This is a genomic window from Pseudomonas sp. R3-57 (assembly GCF_051132065.1).
Classification (GTDB): domain Bacteria; phylum Pseudomonadota; class Gammaproteobacteria; order Pseudomonadales; family Pseudomonadaceae; genus Aquipseudomonas.
In genome coordinates this window covers 1,055,157-1,071,717 of sequence record NZ_CP071655.1, presented here as the reverse complement: position 1 = coordinate 1,071,717, position 16,561 = coordinate 1,055,157, and the positions used below count along the sequence as shown (strand labels likewise).

General features: G+C 59.9%; 15 protein-coding genes and 2 tRNA genes. 10 read left to right on the top strand and 7 right to left on the bottom strand.

Translation table 11 applies throughout. The features are described from left to right. Positions 1–46: 46 nt before the first annotated feature. The 6 genes from J3P93_RS05000 to hemA all read right to left on the bottom strand — a co-directional run bounded on the left by J3P93_RS05000 (position 47) and on the right by hemA (position 5,406). A complete protein-coding gene (locus J3P93_RS05000; protein WP_203419470.1) occupies positions 47–565 on the bottom strand; it encodes an acyloxyacyl hydrolase in 519 nt (172 codons plus the stop codon). Between the two features lie 111 nt (positions 566–676). After that, complete coding sequence (gene murI / locus J3P93_RS04995) at positions 677–1,468, bottom strand: glutamate racemase (protein WP_434595569.1); 792 nt, start codon at positions 1,466–1,468, stop codon at positions 677–679. Then, entirely contained in the window at positions 1,461–2,216 is a 756-nt protein-coding gene (locus J3P93_RS04990) for a molybdopterin-synthase adenylyltransferase MoeB (RefSeq protein ID WP_434595567.1), read from the bottom strand. The genes murI and J3P93_RS04990 overlap by 8 nt, the downstream gene beginning before the upstream one ends. After that, entirely contained in the window at positions 2,210–3,040 is an 831-nt protein-coding gene (prmC, locus tag J3P93_RS04985; RefSeq protein ID WP_434595565.1) for a peptide chain release factor N(5)-glutamine methyltransferase, read from the bottom strand. The genes J3P93_RS04990 and prmC overlap by 7 nt, the downstream gene beginning before the upstream one ends. Then, positions 3,041–4,123 (bottom strand): peptide chain release factor 1, encoded by a 1,083-nt coding sequence (prfA, locus tag J3P93_RS04980; RefSeq protein WP_434595563.1) that lies wholly within the window; start codon positions 4,121–4,123, stop codon positions 3,041–3,043. Next, positions 4,120–5,406 carry a glutamyl-tRNA reductase gene (gene hemA / locus J3P93_RS04975; protein WP_093098369.1) on the bottom strand — a complete coding sequence of 429 codons (1,287 nt, stop codon included), beginning with the start codon at positions 5,404–5,406 and terminating at the stop codon, positions 4,120–4,122. The genes prfA and hemA overlap by 4 nt, the downstream gene beginning before the upstream one ends. Before the next feature lie 183 nt (positions 5,407–5,589). On the opposite strand from hemA, the gene J3P93_RS04970 reads away from it, so the two are divergent. The 8 genes from J3P93_RS04970 to ychF all read left to right on the top strand — a co-directional run bounded on the left by J3P93_RS04970 (position 5,590) and on the right by ychF (position 12,511). Next, positions 5,590–7,314, top strand: coding sequence for a tetratricopeptide repeat protein (locus tag J3P93_RS04970; RefSeq protein WP_206416571.1), 1,725 nt, complete (start codon positions 5,590–5,592; stop codon positions 7,312–7,314). A 3-nt stretch (positions 7,315–7,317) separates the two neighbouring features. Further along, entirely contained in the window at positions 7,318–7,935 is a 618-nt protein-coding gene (gene lolB / locus J3P93_RS04965; RefSeq protein WP_434595561.1) for a lipoprotein insertase outer membrane protein LolB, read from the top strand. A gap of 3 nt (positions 7,936–7,938) precedes the next feature. Beyond that, entirely contained in the window at positions 7,939–8,790 is an 852-nt protein-coding gene (gene ispE / locus J3P93_RS04960; protein ID WP_434595559.1) for a 4-(cytidine 5'-diphospho)-2-C-methyl-D-erythritol kinase, read from the top strand. 36 nt (positions 8,791–8,826) lie between these two features. Beyond that, a tRNA-Gln gene (locus J3P93_RS04955) sits at positions 8,827–8,901 on the top strand. 45 nt (positions 8,902–8,946) lie between these two features. Beyond that, on the top strand, positions 8,947–9,888 hold the full coding sequence (locus J3P93_RS04950) for a ribose-phosphate pyrophosphokinase (protein WP_090286249.1): 942 nt from the start codon (positions 8,947–8,949) through the stop codon (positions 9,886–9,888). A gap of 141 nt (positions 9,889–10,029) precedes the next feature. Beyond that, positions 10,030–10,632, top strand: a complete 603-nt coding sequence (locus J3P93_RS04945; RefSeq protein ID WP_110602994.1) for a 50S ribosomal protein L25/general stress protein Ctc — start codon at positions 10,030–10,032, stop codon at positions 10,630–10,632. 171 nt (positions 10,633–10,803) lie between these two features. After that, on the top strand, positions 10,804–11,388 hold the full coding sequence (pth, locus tag J3P93_RS04940; RefSeq protein WP_008079560.1) for an aminoacyl-tRNA hydrolase: 585 nt from the start codon (positions 10,804–10,806) through the stop codon (positions 11,386–11,388). A 22-nt stretch (positions 11,389–11,410) separates the two neighbouring features. Continuing rightward, positions 11,411–12,511 carry a redox-regulated ATPase YchF gene (gene ychF, locus J3P93_RS04935; protein WP_203419478.1) on the top strand — a complete coding sequence of 367 codons (1,101 nt, stop codon included), beginning with the start codon at positions 11,411–11,413 and terminating at the stop codon, positions 12,509–12,511. A gap of 185 nt (positions 12,512–12,696) precedes the next feature. Here the strand turns inward: ychF and J3P93_RS04930 are convergent, their stop codons facing one another. Further along, positions 12,697–13,914, bottom strand: coding sequence for an MFS transporter (locus tag J3P93_RS04930; protein WP_434595555.1), 1,218 nt, complete (start codon positions 13,912–13,914; stop codon positions 12,697–12,699). A gap of 333 nt (positions 13,915–14,247) precedes the next feature. On the opposite strand from J3P93_RS04930, the gene J3P93_RS04925 reads away from it, so the two are divergent. Both J3P93_RS04925 and J3P93_RS04920 read left to right on the top strand, forming a co-directional pair. Then, positions 14,248–16,305: a methyl-accepting chemotaxis protein gene (locus tag J3P93_RS04925; RefSeq protein WP_434595553.1), complete on the top strand. Its 2,058-nt coding sequence runs from the start codon at positions 14,248–14,250 to the stop codon at positions 16,303–16,305. A gap of 115 nt (positions 16,306–16,420) precedes the next feature. Then, a tRNA-Met gene (locus tag J3P93_RS04920) sits at positions 16,421–16,497 on the top strand. The last annotated feature ends 64 nt before the right edge of the window (positions 16,498–16,561 follow it).

Genomic DNA, 16,561 nt, shown 5'->3' with positions numbered 1-16,561 from the left:
CGCTATCGCGAGCAGGCTCACTCCTACAAGGGGAGCTGCGTAGTGCTTACAGCGGCATCGTGTAATGCAGCGCGTAACTCTCTACACCATCGTTATCGCTGGACAAACCGGCGTTGGAATAGTGCGTCGCGCGAATCCCGACTTCATGCCCGCCATTGAAACGCAGGCCGAAACCGATGCGGTCTTCGAACTGGAAGGAGCCGCCGAGTTTGTTGTCTTCGTATTCGGTGTTGGAGAACAACGCCACACCGATCCCCGCTTCAACGTACGGCTTGACCGACTGGCCGGCAAATTCGTAAACGAAAACAGGCGAGAACGACAGGCTGTTGTTGCTGGAGGTTTTGTCACCTTCCCAATAGGTGTAAGCCCCGCTCCAGTAGCCGGTCAGGCGACCAACATCGCTCTGCAGCCAGCTCTTGTCCCAGTCGAAATTCATGCCCAGGCGATAAGTCATGGTCGAATCGCTGGTACCGCCAACGGCGAATTCAACGCCAGCGGCTTGTGCAGAAATGCTTTGCCCCATCAGTGCGGCCGCAATCGCGGCCAAGCAGAATAGTCGCTTCACTTTGAAACTTCCTTTTCCGGAACGATCGTTTGGTTTTTAGTTGCTGCTGTCGCTATAGAAATCTGCGCTCGAACAGAAGTTCAGCTTATTTCGACTTATTTCACATTTTTTTTACAAGTCGAAGTTTTGCACATCCGCGGCGGGTTGGCCCAGCATCGGCAGGATTTTTCTGAAGGACACCGGATCGGCGCTGGTCCAGAACTTCACAGGCTGGCTTGGGCCTGCGGCAAGCAGATCACGTTCACCGAGCAACCGTTGCAGTTGCCGGGCCACTGCAGCACCAGTATCGATCAGGCTGATATCGTCGCCGATCATCGTTTTAAGTAGCGGCTTGAGGAAGGGATAGTGCGTGCAGCCAAGAATGATTGTGTCGCAGCCCTGAGCCAGTAATGGCGCGACGTAACCTTGCAGCAACATGCGCAACTGCGGGCTGTGTAGTTCACCGTTTTCAATCAGCTCGACCAGCCCCGGGCACGGCTGAGTGATGACCTTCACGTCAGCCGCGAAGCGATCAAGCAGCGCGGCGAACTTGGCGCTCTGCAGGGTGCCCGTGGTGGCCAGCACGCCGACCACACCGCTACGGGTTGCGGCGGCAGCAGGTTTGACCGCCGGTTCCATGCCGACAATCGGCCACTCGGGAAAATCCCGGCGCAGATCGGCCACACCGGCCACGGTCGCGGTATTACAGGCCAGCACCAGGGCCTTGGCGCCCTGCTCGCGAAAAAAACCGGCCATCGCACTGCAGCGCTGACGGATGAATTCCGGCGTTTTTTCACCGTAGGGAATGTGCCCGCAATCGCCGACATAGAGTAGCGATTCATTGGGCAGCAAGCGCTGGATTTCAGCCAGTACCGACAAGCCGCCGACACCGGAATCGAACACGCCGACCGGCGCTTCACGCATGGTGCGAACCACAGACGCTGCAGCCTGGGTCACGCTTGACGCGCAATTCGCGGAAACGCGAACCGAGGGCATCGATCAGCAGCAGGCGCCCTACCAGCGGCTCGCCGAAACCGACCAGCATCTTCAACGCTTCAAGTGCTTGCAGGCTGCCAACCAGACCGACCAAAGGCCCGACTACGCCCGCCTCGCTGCAAGTCAGTTCGGCCTCGCTGCCATGCCCGTACAGGCAGTGATAACACGGGCTCTCGGCACGCCGCGGGTCGAACACCGACAACTGCCCTTCCAGGCGAATCGCCGCGCCGCTGACCAGCGGTTTACCCGCCGCCACGCACGCCGCATTGACCGCCTCGCGGGTGGAAAAGTTATCCGAACAGTCGAGGACCAGATCCACCGCCGTCACCGCAGCTGCCAGTGAATCTTCGTCGAGCGCCTGACGGTGGGCAATCAGCTGAATCTCGGGATTGATCGCGCCCAAGCGCTTGAGCGCCGAGTCGACCTTGCTCATGCCGACACTGTCGGTGTCATGAATGATCTGCCGCTGCAGGTTGGTCAGGTCGACGGTGTCGAAATCCGCCAGATGCAATGCACCGACACCGGCAGCGGCCAGATACAACGCAACCGGCGCACCAAGACCACCGAGGCCGACAATCAGCACGCGGCTGTCCTTGAGCTTCATCTGCCCGTCGATGTCGATGTGTTGCAGCAGAATCTGCCGGCTGTAGCGCAGCAATTCCTGATCATTCAGCACGGCAGGCGCCCCAGACTGATGCGTTGATGACCACCGAGATCGGTGCGGCTGTGAACTTCGGTAAAACCACGGGTCAGCAGCAGATCGCGCACGGCTTCGGCCTGATCATAGCCATGTTCGAGCATCAGCCAGCCACCGGCTTCGAGATGATCCGGCGCCTGGGCGACGATCAAACGCAGATCGTCGAGACCGTCTTCACCGGCGACCAGTGCACTGGCCGGCTCGAAGCGCACATCGCCTTCGACCAGATGCGGATCGGCCGCCGCGATGTATGGCGGGTTGCTGATGATGAGTTGAAAGCGCTGACCAGCCAGCGCGCTGAACCAGTGGCTGGTCAGCACCGTGGCGTTGTTCAAGTGCAGGCGCTGGCGATTGCGTTCGGCCAACGCGACGGCTTCGAGCACGCGATCCACCGCCGTCACTTGCCACGCCGGACGCTCGCTGGCCAGGGCCAGGGCGATGGCACCGCTGCCGGTGCCGAGGTCGAGCACTTTCGCCGGAGTCGCGGGCAGCAGTTCCAGCGCCGCTTCCACCAACAGTTCTGTGTCGGGACGCGGGATCAGCGTGTGCGGCGCCACTTCCAGATCGAGTTTCCAGAAGCCCTGCTGGCCGAGAATGTAGGCCACCGGCTCACCGCCACGGCGTCGTTGCAGGTACTCGGCAAAGGTCAGCGCCGCCTCGCTCGGGACGATGCGCTCGGGCCAGGTGTGCAGAAAGCTGCGCGATTTGCCCAACGCTGCGGCGAGGAGCAATTCGGCGTCCAGACGCGCCGTCGGCGAATCCGGCAGTTCGGCGGCGCGCAACAGGCTGGCGATGATGGTCATTTATTCACCTATCGCCGCGAGCTGATCTGCCTGATATTCGGCCAGCAACGGCTCGATGACCGCTTCCACGCCACCGGCGAGAATTTCATCCAGCGAATACAGGGTCAGGTTGACGCGATGGTCGGTGACCCGGCCCTGCGCGTAGTTGTAGGTGCGGATGCGCTCGGAACGATCGCCGGAACCGACCAGCAATTTGCGCTCGCTGGCGATCGCGTTGGCCGCCGCGGCGTTTTGCTGATCATTGAGTTTGGCCGACAGCCACGCCATCGCCCGCGCACGGTTCTTGTGCTGGGAACGTTCTTCCTGGCACTCGACCACGGTGCCGGTCGGTATGTGGGTGATGCGAATCGCCGAGTCGGTGGTGTTGACGTGCTGACCACCGGCGCCGGAGGAGCGGTAGGTGTCGACACGCAAATCCGCCGGGTTGATCTCGATGGCTTCGCGCTCGTCCGGCTCTGGCAACACCGCCACGGTGCACGCCGAAGTGTGAATCCGGCCCTGGGATTCGGTGGCCGGTACGCGCTGTACGCGGTGCGCGCCGGACTCGAATTTCAGCTTGCCGTAAACGTTGTCGCCTTCAATGCGCGCGATGACTTCTTTATAGCCGCCGTGTTCGCCTTCGTTTTCCGAGAGGATCTCCACGCGCCAGCCACGGCGCTCGGCGTAACGCGAGTACATGCGGAACAGGTCGCCGGAGAAAATCGCCGCCTCGTCGCCACCGGTGCCGGCGCGAATTTCGAGGAACACGTTGCGGCCATCGTTGGGATCCTTGGGCAGCAACATGCGCTGCAGGTCGGATTCCAGAGTAATCAGCAATTCCTTGGCTTCGCGGACTTCTTCCACGGCCATTTCGCGCATGTCCGGGTCGCTGTCCTTGAGCAGCGCCTGTGCGCCTTCAAGGTCGCTTTGTACGCTGAGCAGCTTTTTATAAGCCTGCACGACCGGCTCGAGTTCGGCATATTCCTTGGAATAGGCGCGAAATTTCACCTGATCGGAAATGACTTCGGCGTCGCCGAGCAGCGCGGTCAGTTCCTCGAAACGGTCCTGGAGGATGTCCAGCTTGTTGAGCAGTGACGCTTTCATTGCGGTTTTTTATCCGAAAAACTATCCGGTGAGCCCTCAAGGGCAAAGAGTTCCTGAGCCATGGCCAGCGCATCGAGGCGGCCTTCGGCAGAAAGCTTTTTCAGCTGCACGCTGGGCGCATGCAGCAATTTGTTGGTCAGGCCACGGGCCAGTTGCCCGAGCACATCTTCAGCGTTGCCGCCGTTGGCCAGCAGGCGCAGGGCCTTTTGCAGCTCTTCGTCGCGCAGGCGTTCGCTCTGTTGACGATAGGCCTTGAGCACGTCGACTGCCGCCAATTCGCGCAGGCGCACCATGAAATCGTCGGCGCCGACCGACACCATCTCTTCCGCCGCCTGCGCTGCGCCCTGGCGGCTCTTGAGGTTTTCGGCGACCACTTCGTGCAGGTCATCGACGCTGTACAGGTAAACGTCGTCCAACTCGCCGACTTCAGGTTCGATATCGCGGGGAACCGCGATATCAACCATGAAAATCGGTTTGTGCTTGCGCAGCTTCAGCGCACTTTCGACTGCGCCTTTGCCGAGGATTGGCAACTGACTGGCGGTCGAGCTGATGACGATATCGCTGCGCACCAGCTCCGCCGGAATATCCGACAGCAGCACGGCGTGGGCACCGAACTGTTCAGCCAACAGGCTGGCACGTTCCAGCGTGCGGTTGGCGACGACGATGCGCTTGACTCCCAGTTCATGCAAATGACGGGCGACCAGGGTGATGGTCTCGCCGGCACCGATCAGCAAGGCCTGGCTGCGCTGCAAGTCGCTGAAAATCTGTTTGGCCAGGCTGACCGCGGCAAACGCTACCGACACCGGGTTTTCGCCGATCGCGGTGTCGGTGCGCACTTGCTTGGCGGCATTGAAGGTAGCTTGAAAAAGCCGCCCCAGCAGCGGGCCGATGGTGCCGGCCTCGCGGGCCACGGCGTAGGCGGACTTCATCTGGCCGAGAATCTGCGGCTCGCCCAAAACCAGCGAATCGAGCCCGGAAGCCACGCGCATCATGTGACGAACTGCCGCATCGTCTTCATGCACATAAGCACTGGCGCGCAGCTCGTCGAGACTGAGCTTGTGATAATCGGCCAGCCAGCGCAGCACGATATCCGCCGACAGCTGATCCTGTTCTATATAAAGCTCACTGCGATTGCAGGTGGAGAGGATCGCGGCTTCGCGGCTGTCGGTCAGTCGGCAGAGCTGCTGCAAGGCCTCCACCAGCTGTTCTGGCGTAAAGGCCACGCGCTCGCGGACGTCTACGGAAGCAGTCTTGTGGTTGATACCGAGTGCAAGGAAGGCCATTCAAGGTCGCTGGTGGTGACGTGAAGCCGGCAATTGTCCTACTTCGAAAGATTCAGAACAACTACCGCTGACTATTGTCCCAATTGTCGGCCCCTATAATGGCCACAATCGAGACTCGGTTATGTTTGGCCGAAGGCTTGTGTCATGATGATCCGACCGCAGGTTTAGCCGTCCTCTTCCTATATGAATAGATCTTCCGCGTTGCTCCTCGCTTTTGTCTTCCTCAGCGGCTGCCAGGCCTTGGCTCCCGTTTCGCCGAGCGGCACGCCGTCGGTCGAAGACACCACGCCCGCACCTGAAAAGCCCAAGGTTTACGGCTCGTTCAGCGAGGAAACCGTTTTCAGCCTGTTGAGCGCCGAACTCGCCGGCCAGCGCAATCGCTTCGACATTGCCTTGGACAACTACGTGACCCAGGCCATCAACACGCAGGATCCGGGCATTTCCGAGCGCGCCTTCCGCATCGCCGAGTACCTGGGCGCCGATCAACCGGCCCTCGATACCGCGCTGATCTGGGCGCGAAACGCTCCGGACGATCTCGAAGCGCAACGCGCCGCCGCCGTGCAACTGGCACGCGCCGGACGTTATGACGACTCCATGGTGTACATGGAGAAAGTCCTGCAGGGCAAGGGCGACACCCATTTCGATTTCCTCGCGCTGTCCGCCGCTGACACCGATCAGGAAACCCGCAACGGCCTGATGAAAAGTTTCGACCGTTTGCTGCAGCGCCATCCGAACAACAGCCAGCTGATTTTCGGCAAGGCCTTGCTGCTGCAACAGGACGGCGACAACAAGGGTGCGCTGGCCCTGCTCGAAGACAATCCTCCGGAAGACGGCGAGATCGCGCCGATTCTGCTGCGTGCACGCTTGCTGCAGATCCTCAACCGTGGCGACGAAGCGCTGCCGCTGTTGCAGAAAAGCATCAAGAAATACCCGGACGACAAACGCCTGCGCCTGACCTACGCGCGCATGCTGGTTGAACAGGACCGCATGGACGACGCCAAGGCCGAGTTCTCCAGCCTCGTCCAGCAATACCCGGAAGACGACGAACTGCGTTATTCGCTGGCGCTGGTGTGCCTGGAAGCCAAGGCCTGGGACGAGGCCAAGGGCTATCTGGAAGACCTGATCGCCCGTGAAAGCCATGTCGATTCGGCGCACTTGAACCTGGGTCGTATCGCCGAGGAACGCAACGATCCGCAAGGCGCGCTCATCGAGTACGCCCAGGTCGGCCCGGGCAACGACTATCTGCCGGCGCAATTACGTCAGGCCGACATTCTGATGAGCAACGGCAAGACCGCCGAAGCACAGCGAAAACTCGGCGCTGAGCGTGACGAACAACCGGATTACGCGATCCAGTTGTTCCTGATCGAATCGGAAACCCTGTCGGCCAACAAACACGACGACAAGGCCTGGACGGTTCTGCAGCAAGCGCTGGTGCAATACCCGGACGACCTGAATCTGCTTTACACCCGAGCGATGCTCGCGGAAAAACGCAATGATCTGGCGCAGATGGAAAAAGACCTGCGCCTGATCATTAAGCGTGACCCGGACAACGCCATGGCGCTCAACGCGCTGGGCTACACCCTGTCCGACCGCACCACCCGCTACGCTGAAGCAAAAACCCTGATCGAGCAGGCACACCAGATCAACCCGGAAGATCCGGCGGTCCTCGACAGCCTCGGCTGGGTGAATTACCGCCTGGGCAATCTGGACGACGCGGAGAAATACCTGCGTCAGGCGCTGGAGCGCTTCCCCGACCACGAAGTCGCCGCGCATCTGGGTGAAGTGCTGTGGGCCAAGGGTAATCAACGCGAAGCCAAACAAGTGTGGGGCAAATTCCTCAAGGACCAGCCCGACAGCACCATTCTGCGCAGCACCATCAAGCGCCTGACCGGATCCGAGACTCTTTAACCCATGTTTTTGCGCCACGTTATCGTTTTCAGCTTCATCGCCCTGCTCGCCGGTTGCTCGGGTTTTGGTACTCGCGAATCGGTCGAGGGTCACGGCAGCCCGGCGCAATGGGCCGCCAACAAACAGCAACTGACCGGCCTCGATGGCTGGCAGATCGACGGCAAGATCGGCATCCGCGCCCCGAAGGATTCCGGCAGCGGCACGCTGTTCTGGCTGCAGCGTCAGGACTATTACGACATTCGCCTGTCCGGCCCGCTCGGTCGTGGCGCGGCACGCCTGACCGGGCGCCCGGGCAAAGTCTCGCTGGAAGTCGCCAATCAGGGCCGCTACGAAGCGCAATCGCCGGAAGCGCTGCTCGAAGAACAGCTTGGGTGGAAGTTGCCGGTGTCGAACCTTGCGTGGTGGGTGCGTGGCCTGCCAGCCCCTGAAAGCAAAAGCCGCCTGAATCTGGACGCAAACAGCCGTCTGGCCAGCCTTGAGCAGGATGGCTGGAAGGTCGAATACCTCGCCTACACCGAACAGAATGGTTACTGGTTGCCCGAGCGCATCAAGCTGCACGGCACCGACCTCGACGTCACGCTGGTGATCAAGACCTGGCAACCGCGCAAGCTGGGGCAGTAATCGATGACCGCTGCACGCCTGACCCTGCCCTCGCCGGCCAAACTCAACCTGATGCTGCACATTCTCGGGCGCCGCGCCGACGGTTATCACGAATTGCAGACGCTGTTTCAGTTTGTCGATTACGGCGATGAAATCACTTACGCCGTGCGCGATGACGGCGTGATTCGACTGCACACCGAGTTCGCCGGCGTGCCCCACGACAGCAACCTGATCGTGCGCGCAGCGAAAATGCTTCAGCAACACTCCGGTTGCACGCTCGGTATCGACATCTGGATCGACAAGGTGCTGCCCATGGGTGGCGGCATCGGTGGCGGCAGTTCGAATGCGGCGACAACATTGCTCGGCCTCAATCACCTGTGGCAGTTGGGCTGGGATGAAGACCGACTGGCCGCGCTGGGCCTGACACTCGGCGCCGACGTGCCGGTTTTCGTGCGTGGCCACGCGGCGTTCGCCGAGGGCGTGGGCGAGAAACTCACCCCGGTCGACCCCGAAGAACCGTGGTATCTGGTACTCGTGCCGCAAGTCTCTGTTAGTACGGCAGAAATTTTTTCCGATCCTTTGTTGACACGTAACACACCGCCCATTAAAGTGCGCCCCGTTCCCGAGGGAAACAGTCGAAATGACTGCTTGCCGGTGGTTGCAAGGCGTTATCCAGAAGTACGTAACGCATTGAATTTGTTAGGTAAATTTACCGAAGCAAAACTCACCGGAACTGGAAGTTGTGTGTTTGGGGGCTTCCCAAGCAAAGCTGAAGCTGATAAAGTCTCGGCCCTTCTGACAGAGACCCTTACAGGGTTTGTAGCCAAAGGCAGCAACGTTTCGATGTTGCACCGCAAGCTGCAAAGTCTGCTCTAAAGGAACCAGGTGCTCGGCACTTGATGCAACAGATACAGGGGCGTCGCCAAGCGGTAAGGCAGCAGGTTTTGATCCTGCCATGCGTTGGTTCGAATCCAGCCGCCCCTGCCATTTTCTCTACTCATCCAGGTTACCCTCAGCCTCTAGGTACTGCGCGTGTCCAAGATGATGGTCTTTACGGGGAACGCTAACCCCGATCTGGCTCGGCGTGTCGTACGTCAGCTGCATATCCCTCTCGGTGACATCTCTGTCGGCAAGTTTTCCGACGGCGAAATCACAGCCGAGATCAATGAAAACGTTCGTGGTAAAGACGTCTTCATTATTCAGCCGACTTGCGCTCCGACCAACGATAACCTGATGGAACTGGTAGTGATGGCTGATGCCTTCCGCCGCTCCTCGGCTACTCGTATCACTGCTGTTATTCCTTATTTTGGTTATGCCCGTCAGGATCGCCGTCCGCGTTCCGCACGTGTGGCCATCAGCGCGAAAGTCGTCGCTGACATGCTTACCGTAGTCGGCATCGACCGTGTTCTCACGGTTGATCTGCATGCTGACCAGATTCAGGGCTTCTTCGATATTCCGGTAGATAACATCTACGGCTCCCCGGTTCTGGTGGATGACATTGAAGATCAGCGCTTCGAAAACCTGATGATCGTGTCCCCGGACATTGGTGGCGTCGTGCGTGCACGGGCTGTTGCCAAGTCGCTGGGTGTCGATCTCGGGATCATCGACAAACGCCGTGAGAAAGCCAATCACTCTGAAGTGATGCATATCATCGGTGATGTCCAGGGGCGTACCTGTATTCTGGTTGATGACATGGTCGATACCGCCGGCACCCTGTGCCACGCGGCCAAGGCCCTGAAAGAGCATGGCGCAGCCAAGGTCTTTGCCTATTGCACACACCCTGTGCTGTCGGGTCGGGCCATCGAGAATATCGAAAATTCCGTGCTGGACGAGCTGGTGGTGACCAACACCATCCCGCTGTCCGCTGCAGCACAAGCCTGTGCGCGTATCCGTCAACTGGATATCGCACCGGTTGTTGCCGAGGCGGTTCGCCGCATCAGCAACGAAGAATCGATCAGCGCGATGTTCCGTTAAGGGCTCAGCCCTTCGCGAAATGTTTCGTTGACGAAAAGCGCCCCGCCCCGGCATCTCTGCCGGGGCGGGGCTTTTTTGCCCATACCGTGCTCGGCGCTGGTCGCAAACGCCACGCGGTCATGGCTATTTTGGAGATACAAAATGAACGATTTTACTCTGAATGCTGAAGTGCGTTCCGACCTGGGGAAAGGTGCGAGCCGCCGCCTGCGTCGTCTCGCAAGCCTGGTTCCTGCTGTAGTTTACGGTGGCGACAAAGCCCCTGAATCCATCAGCATGCTGGCCAAAGAAGTTGCCAAACTGCTCGAAAACGAAGCGGCTTACAGCCACATCATCGAGCTGAACGTTGGTGGCACCAAGCAAAACGTCATCATCAAGGCTCTGCAGCGTCACCCGGCCAAAGGCCACGTGATGCACGCTGACTTCGTACGCGTTGTTGCCGGCCAGAAACTGACCGCCATCGTGCCTGTACACTTTGTTGGCGAAGAAGCGCCAGTGAAGAAAGGCGGCGAAGTTTCGCACGTTGTTGCTGAAATCGAAGTGACCTGCCTGCCGAAAGACCTGCCTGAGTTCATCGAAGTCGACCTGTCGAAAGCAGAAATCGGCACCATCATTCACCTGTCGGACCTCAAAGCTCCTAAAGGTGTTGAGTTCGTTGCTCTGGCACACGGCGATGACAAGGCTGTTGCCAACGTCCACGCTCCACGTGTTGCTGCAGAACCTACCGAAGAAGGCGCAGCAGAGTAATTCACTCTGTTCAGCCTGAGTGAGCAAGTAACATCGCGGACTGGAACGTAGCGAGAAAGCGGGCGAGAACGCGGAGTTTACATTCATGGTAAATGAGCATCTTTCGTCCACTTTCGCCGCTGTCACAGATTGCGGCGATGTTATTCACCACTCAAAGGAAGGGCCCCTATCGTGACTGCCATCAAACTGATCGTTGGCCTGGGAAATCCAGGCGCTGAATACGACCAGACCCGGCATAACGCAGGGGCCCTTTTTGTTGAGCGCATCGCCCACGCCCAGAACGTGAATCTGGTGGCCGATCGCAAATATTTCGGCCTGACCGGGCGCTATTCGCATCAGGGTCAGGATGTTCGTCTGCTGATTCCCACGACCTACATGAACCGCAGCGGCCAGGCCGTAGCGGCACTCGCCGGTTTCTTTCGCATCAAGCCTGAAGAAATCCTCGTGGCGCACGACGAACTCGACTTGCCTCCGGGCGTTGCCAAGCTCAAGCAGGGCGGCGGCCATGGCGGTCACAACGGGTTGCGCGACATCATTGCGCAACTGGGCAATCAGAATACGTTCTACCGCCTGCGGCTTGGCATTGGCCACCCGGGCGTTGCCAGTATGGTTTCAAATTTCGTCCTGGGTCGTGCGCCACGCGCCGAACAGGAAAAACTCGATGCCAGCATCGACTTTGCCCTCGGCGTGCTGCCGGATATCCTCGCCGGGGAATGGAACCGCGCGATGAAAAACCTGCACAGCCAGAAGGCCTGACTTTTACCCGAGGGGAAACACCATGGGATTCAATTGCGGCATCGTCGGCCTGCCTAACGTCGGCAAGTCCACCCTGTTCAACGCCCTGACCAAGTCCGGTATCGCGGCCGAAAACTTCCCCTTCTGCACCATCGAGCCGAACAGTGGCATCGTGGCAATGCCGGATCCGCGCCTGCAAGCACTGGCGGAAATCGTCAATCCGAAGCGCATCCTGCCGACCACCATGGAATTCGTCGACATCGCAGGCCTGGTGGCCGGCGCCTCGAAAGGTGAAGGCCTGGGCAACAAGTTCCTCGCCAACATCCGCGAAACCGACGCGATCGCTCACGTCGTGCGCTGCTTCGAAGACGAAAACGTGATCCACGTTTCCAACAGCGTCGACCCCAAGCGCGACATCGAAATCATCGACCTGGAACTGATCTTCGCCGACCTCGACAGCTGCGAGAAGCAACTGCAGAAAGTCGCGCGCAACGCCAAGGGCGGTGACAAGGACGCCGTGGTTCAGAAGGCGCTGCTGGAGCAACTGATCGCGCACTTCACCGAAGCCAAACCGGCGCGCAGCCTGATGAAGAACATGAGCACTGACGAAAAGGCAGTGATCAAGGGCTTCCACCTGCTGACCACCAAGCCGGTCATGTACATCGCCAACGTCGCTGAAGACGGCTTCGACAACAACCCGCACCTGGACGTGGTTCGCGCCATCGCCGAAGAAGAAGGCGCCATGGTCGTGCCGGTCTGCAACAAGATCGAAGCGGAAATCGCCGAACTCGACGACGGCGAAGAAAAGGACATGTTCCTTGAGGCCCTGGGCCTGGAAGAGCCGGGCCTGAATCGTGTGATCCGCGCCGGCTACGAAATGCTGCACCTGCAGACCTACTTCACCGCCGGTGTCGAAGAAGTCCGCGCCTGGACCGTCAAGGTCGGTGCCACCGCCCCGCAAGCCGCTGGCGTGATTCACACCGACTTCGAAAAAGGCTTCATCCGCGCCGAAGTCATCGCCTACAACGACTTCATCCAGTACAAGGGCGAAGCCGGTGCCAAAGAGGCCGGCAAATGGCGTCTGGAAGGCAAGGAATACATCGTCAAGGACGGCGACGTGATGCACTTCCGCTTCAACGTCTAAGCAGCACCGGCACAAGAAAAAGCCGCGTTTGATACGCGGCTTTTTTGTGCCTGAAATTCATAGCCCAACACATTTCCCTGTAGGAGTGAGCCTGCTCGCGATAGCGGTATGTCAGTCAGCACATCTGTAGCTGAGAGAACGCTATCGCGAGCAGGCTCACTCCTACAATTGGATCTATGTGGGAATCACGCCTTTTTCGTGCGCGGCAGGAAAATCGCCAGCACCCCGAACAAGGGCAAAAACGAACACAGGAAATACACGTACTCAATCCCGTGTATATCCGCCAGATGCCCGAGCAACGCCGCACCAATACCGCCGAAACCAAACATCAAACCGAAGAACACCCCGGCGATCATCCCGACATTGCCCGGCACCAGTTCCTGCGCGTACACGACGATAGCCGAGAACGCCGAAGCCAGAATGAAACCGATCACCACGCTGAGCACGCTGGTCCAGAACAGGTCGACGTGCGGCATCAGCAGAGTGAACGGCGCCACGCCGAGGATCGAGAACCAGATGACTGCCTTTCGGCCGATCTTGTCGCCGATCGGCCCGCCGAAGAACGTCCCCGCCGCTACTGCACCGAGAAACAGGAACAGGTGCAATTGCGAACTGGCCACCGACAAGTCGAATTTCTCGATCAGGTAAAAGGTGAAATAGCTGGTTAGGCTGGCCATGTAGAAATACTTGGAAAACACCAACAGCCCCAGCACCACCAGCGCGCTGATCACCCTGCCTTTCGACAAGCCGTGAGTCGGCGCCTGGCCGGCCTTGAGCTTGAACAGGTTCAAGTGATGGGCGTACCAGCGGCTGATGCGGTACAGCACGAACAGCGCAAACACCGCGAACAGGCCGAACCACGCGACGTTGCCCTGACCGAACGGAATGATGATCGCCGCCGCCAGCAACGGCCCGAACGCGGAACCGGCGTTGCCGCCGACCTGAAAGGTCGATTGCGCCAGACCGTAACGCCCACCCGAAGCCAGTCGCGCAATCCGCGAGGCTTCGGGGTGGAACGTTGACGAACCGATACCGATCAGCGCCGCCGCCAGCAGAATCAAAGGAAAGCTGCCGACCATCGACATCATCACGATGCCAATCAGCGTGCAGATCGAACCGGCCGGCAGCAGCCAGGGTTTCGGGTGTCGATCCGTGTGATAACCCACCCACGGCTGCAACAGCGACGCCGTCAATTGGAAAGTCAAAGTGATCAGGCCGACCTGGGTAAACGTCAGGCCGTAACTGGCCTTAAGCATCGGATAGATCGACGGCAGCACTGACTGAATCAGGTCGTTGATCAAATGCGCCAGCGCCACCGCGCCGATGATGCGCATCACCAAAGGGCTGCTCTGTGGAGCAGCGGTCGCCGAGGCAGCGGCGGTCTGAGCGTTGCTGATAGCCATGGAAGTTTCCGGACAGCAGAGGGGTGCCCGCAGGCAGGTGCGTCAATGTGCCATTTTTCGGTGCATCTGCGCTATCCCCTTAGCCAGCTAACTAACTGACGGATCGTCGACTGCAAGGTGATAGCGCAACGCCATGGTCTGAATCTTGCCTTGCTTCTCTGCTTGAACGCGGCCGCCTTACAAAGACGACCGACAATGGGAAGTTTCGCTACAGAGCCGGCCTACAGAGCGGGCAACAGTGAACTTTCGAGGCCTTTTAGCAGGGCACAACATCAAAGTCGAACGACTGCGATGCACGCCAATGGTGCGTGGTGTCCGGGGGAGTCATGGGGCATGCAGGCTTTTCTTTCGCCGGGGATCAAATTGCTAGGGCGATTTGGCTTCGCACGTAAATTCCAACTGTTGTTTCTGCTGTTCATTCTGCCGTTGGCCGGTAGCCTGTTGATGATCGGCCAGGACTATCGCGAAAAGCTCAATCTGATTGCCGGCGAACGCGCCGGCGTGCGCCAATTGCTGGCGCTGGATGCGCTCGACAACCTGCTCGCCGCGCAACGCGACCGCGCGGCCCGCTGGCGCGCCACGGAAACCAATCGCCAACCGACGCCGGCCACTCTCGCCGCGATGGGCGCGTTTGACGCCGTACAACCGGCCGTACAGCAAGCCACGACGGATTTGGGAAACGCCCTGAAAAACGAAGGCGCACAAGGCGAAACCCTCACCCGCTATCAAGCGCTGCAAACCGCACTCAATGGTCTGGATTCGAAAAGCCTCAGCAGCGTCGGCTGGTGGCCAGACGGCTACGATCGATTCACCAACGCCCTCAGCGCCCTGCAAGCGCTACGCGAGCAGATCGTCATGGACAATCGCCTGACCCTCGCTCCGTGGCTGGAAACCTACTTGCTCACGCAGATTTCCACCCAGCACGCGCCCGACCTGATCGAGCGGGTCGGACGCCTCGCCGCCGTCGGCCAGGCCTCGGTGGTCTCCGGCCAGTTCACCCTGCAGAGTCGCTTGCAACTGCGCGATCTGCGCAGCCGCATCGGCGACGCCCGCGAGCAACTGGTCAAAACCGCCACGCTGCTCGAAGCACGCCTGCCGAAGGACCAGCAGAGCTGGGCCAGTCAGTACCACGACAGCCTCAAACACCTCGACAGCGGCTTGAAGGTGCTCGACGACGGCGTGTTCGGCGGCAGCATCAATCTGAAACCGGAAGACTTCGAGCGCAGCCTCGACGCCCTGCTGACCGACCTCGCGTCCTTGCGCCAGCAATCGCTGGTGTCGCTGGATCAACGGCTCGACGCTTATCACAGCTCGGCGATCCGTCAGTTCATCCTGGTCGCGGCGATTTTCGGTTGCTTGCTGCTGGCCGCGCTGTATCTGTTCATCTGCCTGCAAGCCTCGATCCGGCGCAGCGCCAGCGGCATCACCCTGCTCGCCGAAGCCCTACGGGACGGCAACCTGAGCCTGCAAGTGCCGGTGGTCGGCCGTGATGAGTTGGCGGCCATCAGCACCGCGCTCAACGTGGCCGTGGTGCAATTGCGCAGCAGCATGCTCGGTGTCGATCACGAGACCTCGCAACTGAGCAACGCCGTGCGCAGCCTCAACGACCATTCCAGCGGTGCGCTCAGCGAAGTCGAGGCGCAGCAATTGCAGATCAGCCAGATCGCCGCAGCGGCCACGCAACTGGCCGCGACTTCGCAAGGTGTGGCGCAGAGCTGCGAGCAAGCCTCCGGCAGCGCCCAGCACACCCGGCGCATCGCCGCCGACAGCAGCCGCGACAGCCAGCGCACCACGGCGAGCATTCAGCAACTCAATCAGCGCTTGAACGACACCGCCGCAGCATTGGGCCGGGTCAGCGAACAAGGCCAGCAGATCCAAATGGTCGTCGACACCATTCGCGGCGTCGCCGAGCAAACCAACCTGCTCGCACTCAACGCGGCGATCGAAGCCGCACGTGCCGGTGAACAGGGCCGCGGCTTTGCCGTGGTCGCTGACGAAGTGCGCAGCCTGTCACAACGCACCCAGTCGTCCACCGCACAGATCGCCGGCACCGTCGATAGCCTGCGCGCCACGGTCAACGAAGCAGTCAGCCTGATGGAGGCCGCCTGCGGCCAGGCGCAATCGGATGCCGCCGCCGTCACCGGCCTCGGTGAACGCCTGGGCGAAATTGCCAGCGCCGTGCAGAGCGTCACTGACACCCTGGCGCAGATCGCCACGGCGGTTGAGGAGCAGGCGAGCACGGCCGATGAGGTCAGCGGCAACATCCAGCAGGTCGATCAAGCGGCGGTGCGTTTGCTCGAAGGCGCGCGGGCGGTGAACATTGCGGCGGACACCTTGAGCCAGGGCAGCGAAGCCTTGAGCGCCAATACCGCCAGATTCCGCCTGCGCTGACACCCTCCCCGGCCCCGATTTTCGGGGCCGGAGGTTAAGCGGTTGAAAATAAGAAGAAATATTTTGGATTTACGCTTGACGCTTTTCCATTTCAGGGGAATAATGCGCGCCACTTGGCTACATAGCTCAGTTGGTTAGAGCATAGCATTCATAATGCTGGGGTCCGGGGTTCAAGTCCCTGTGTAGCCACCAAGTACTAAAAACGGCTTACCGAAAGGTAGGCCGTTTTTTTATGGCTGAAATAAACCAGCCAGCT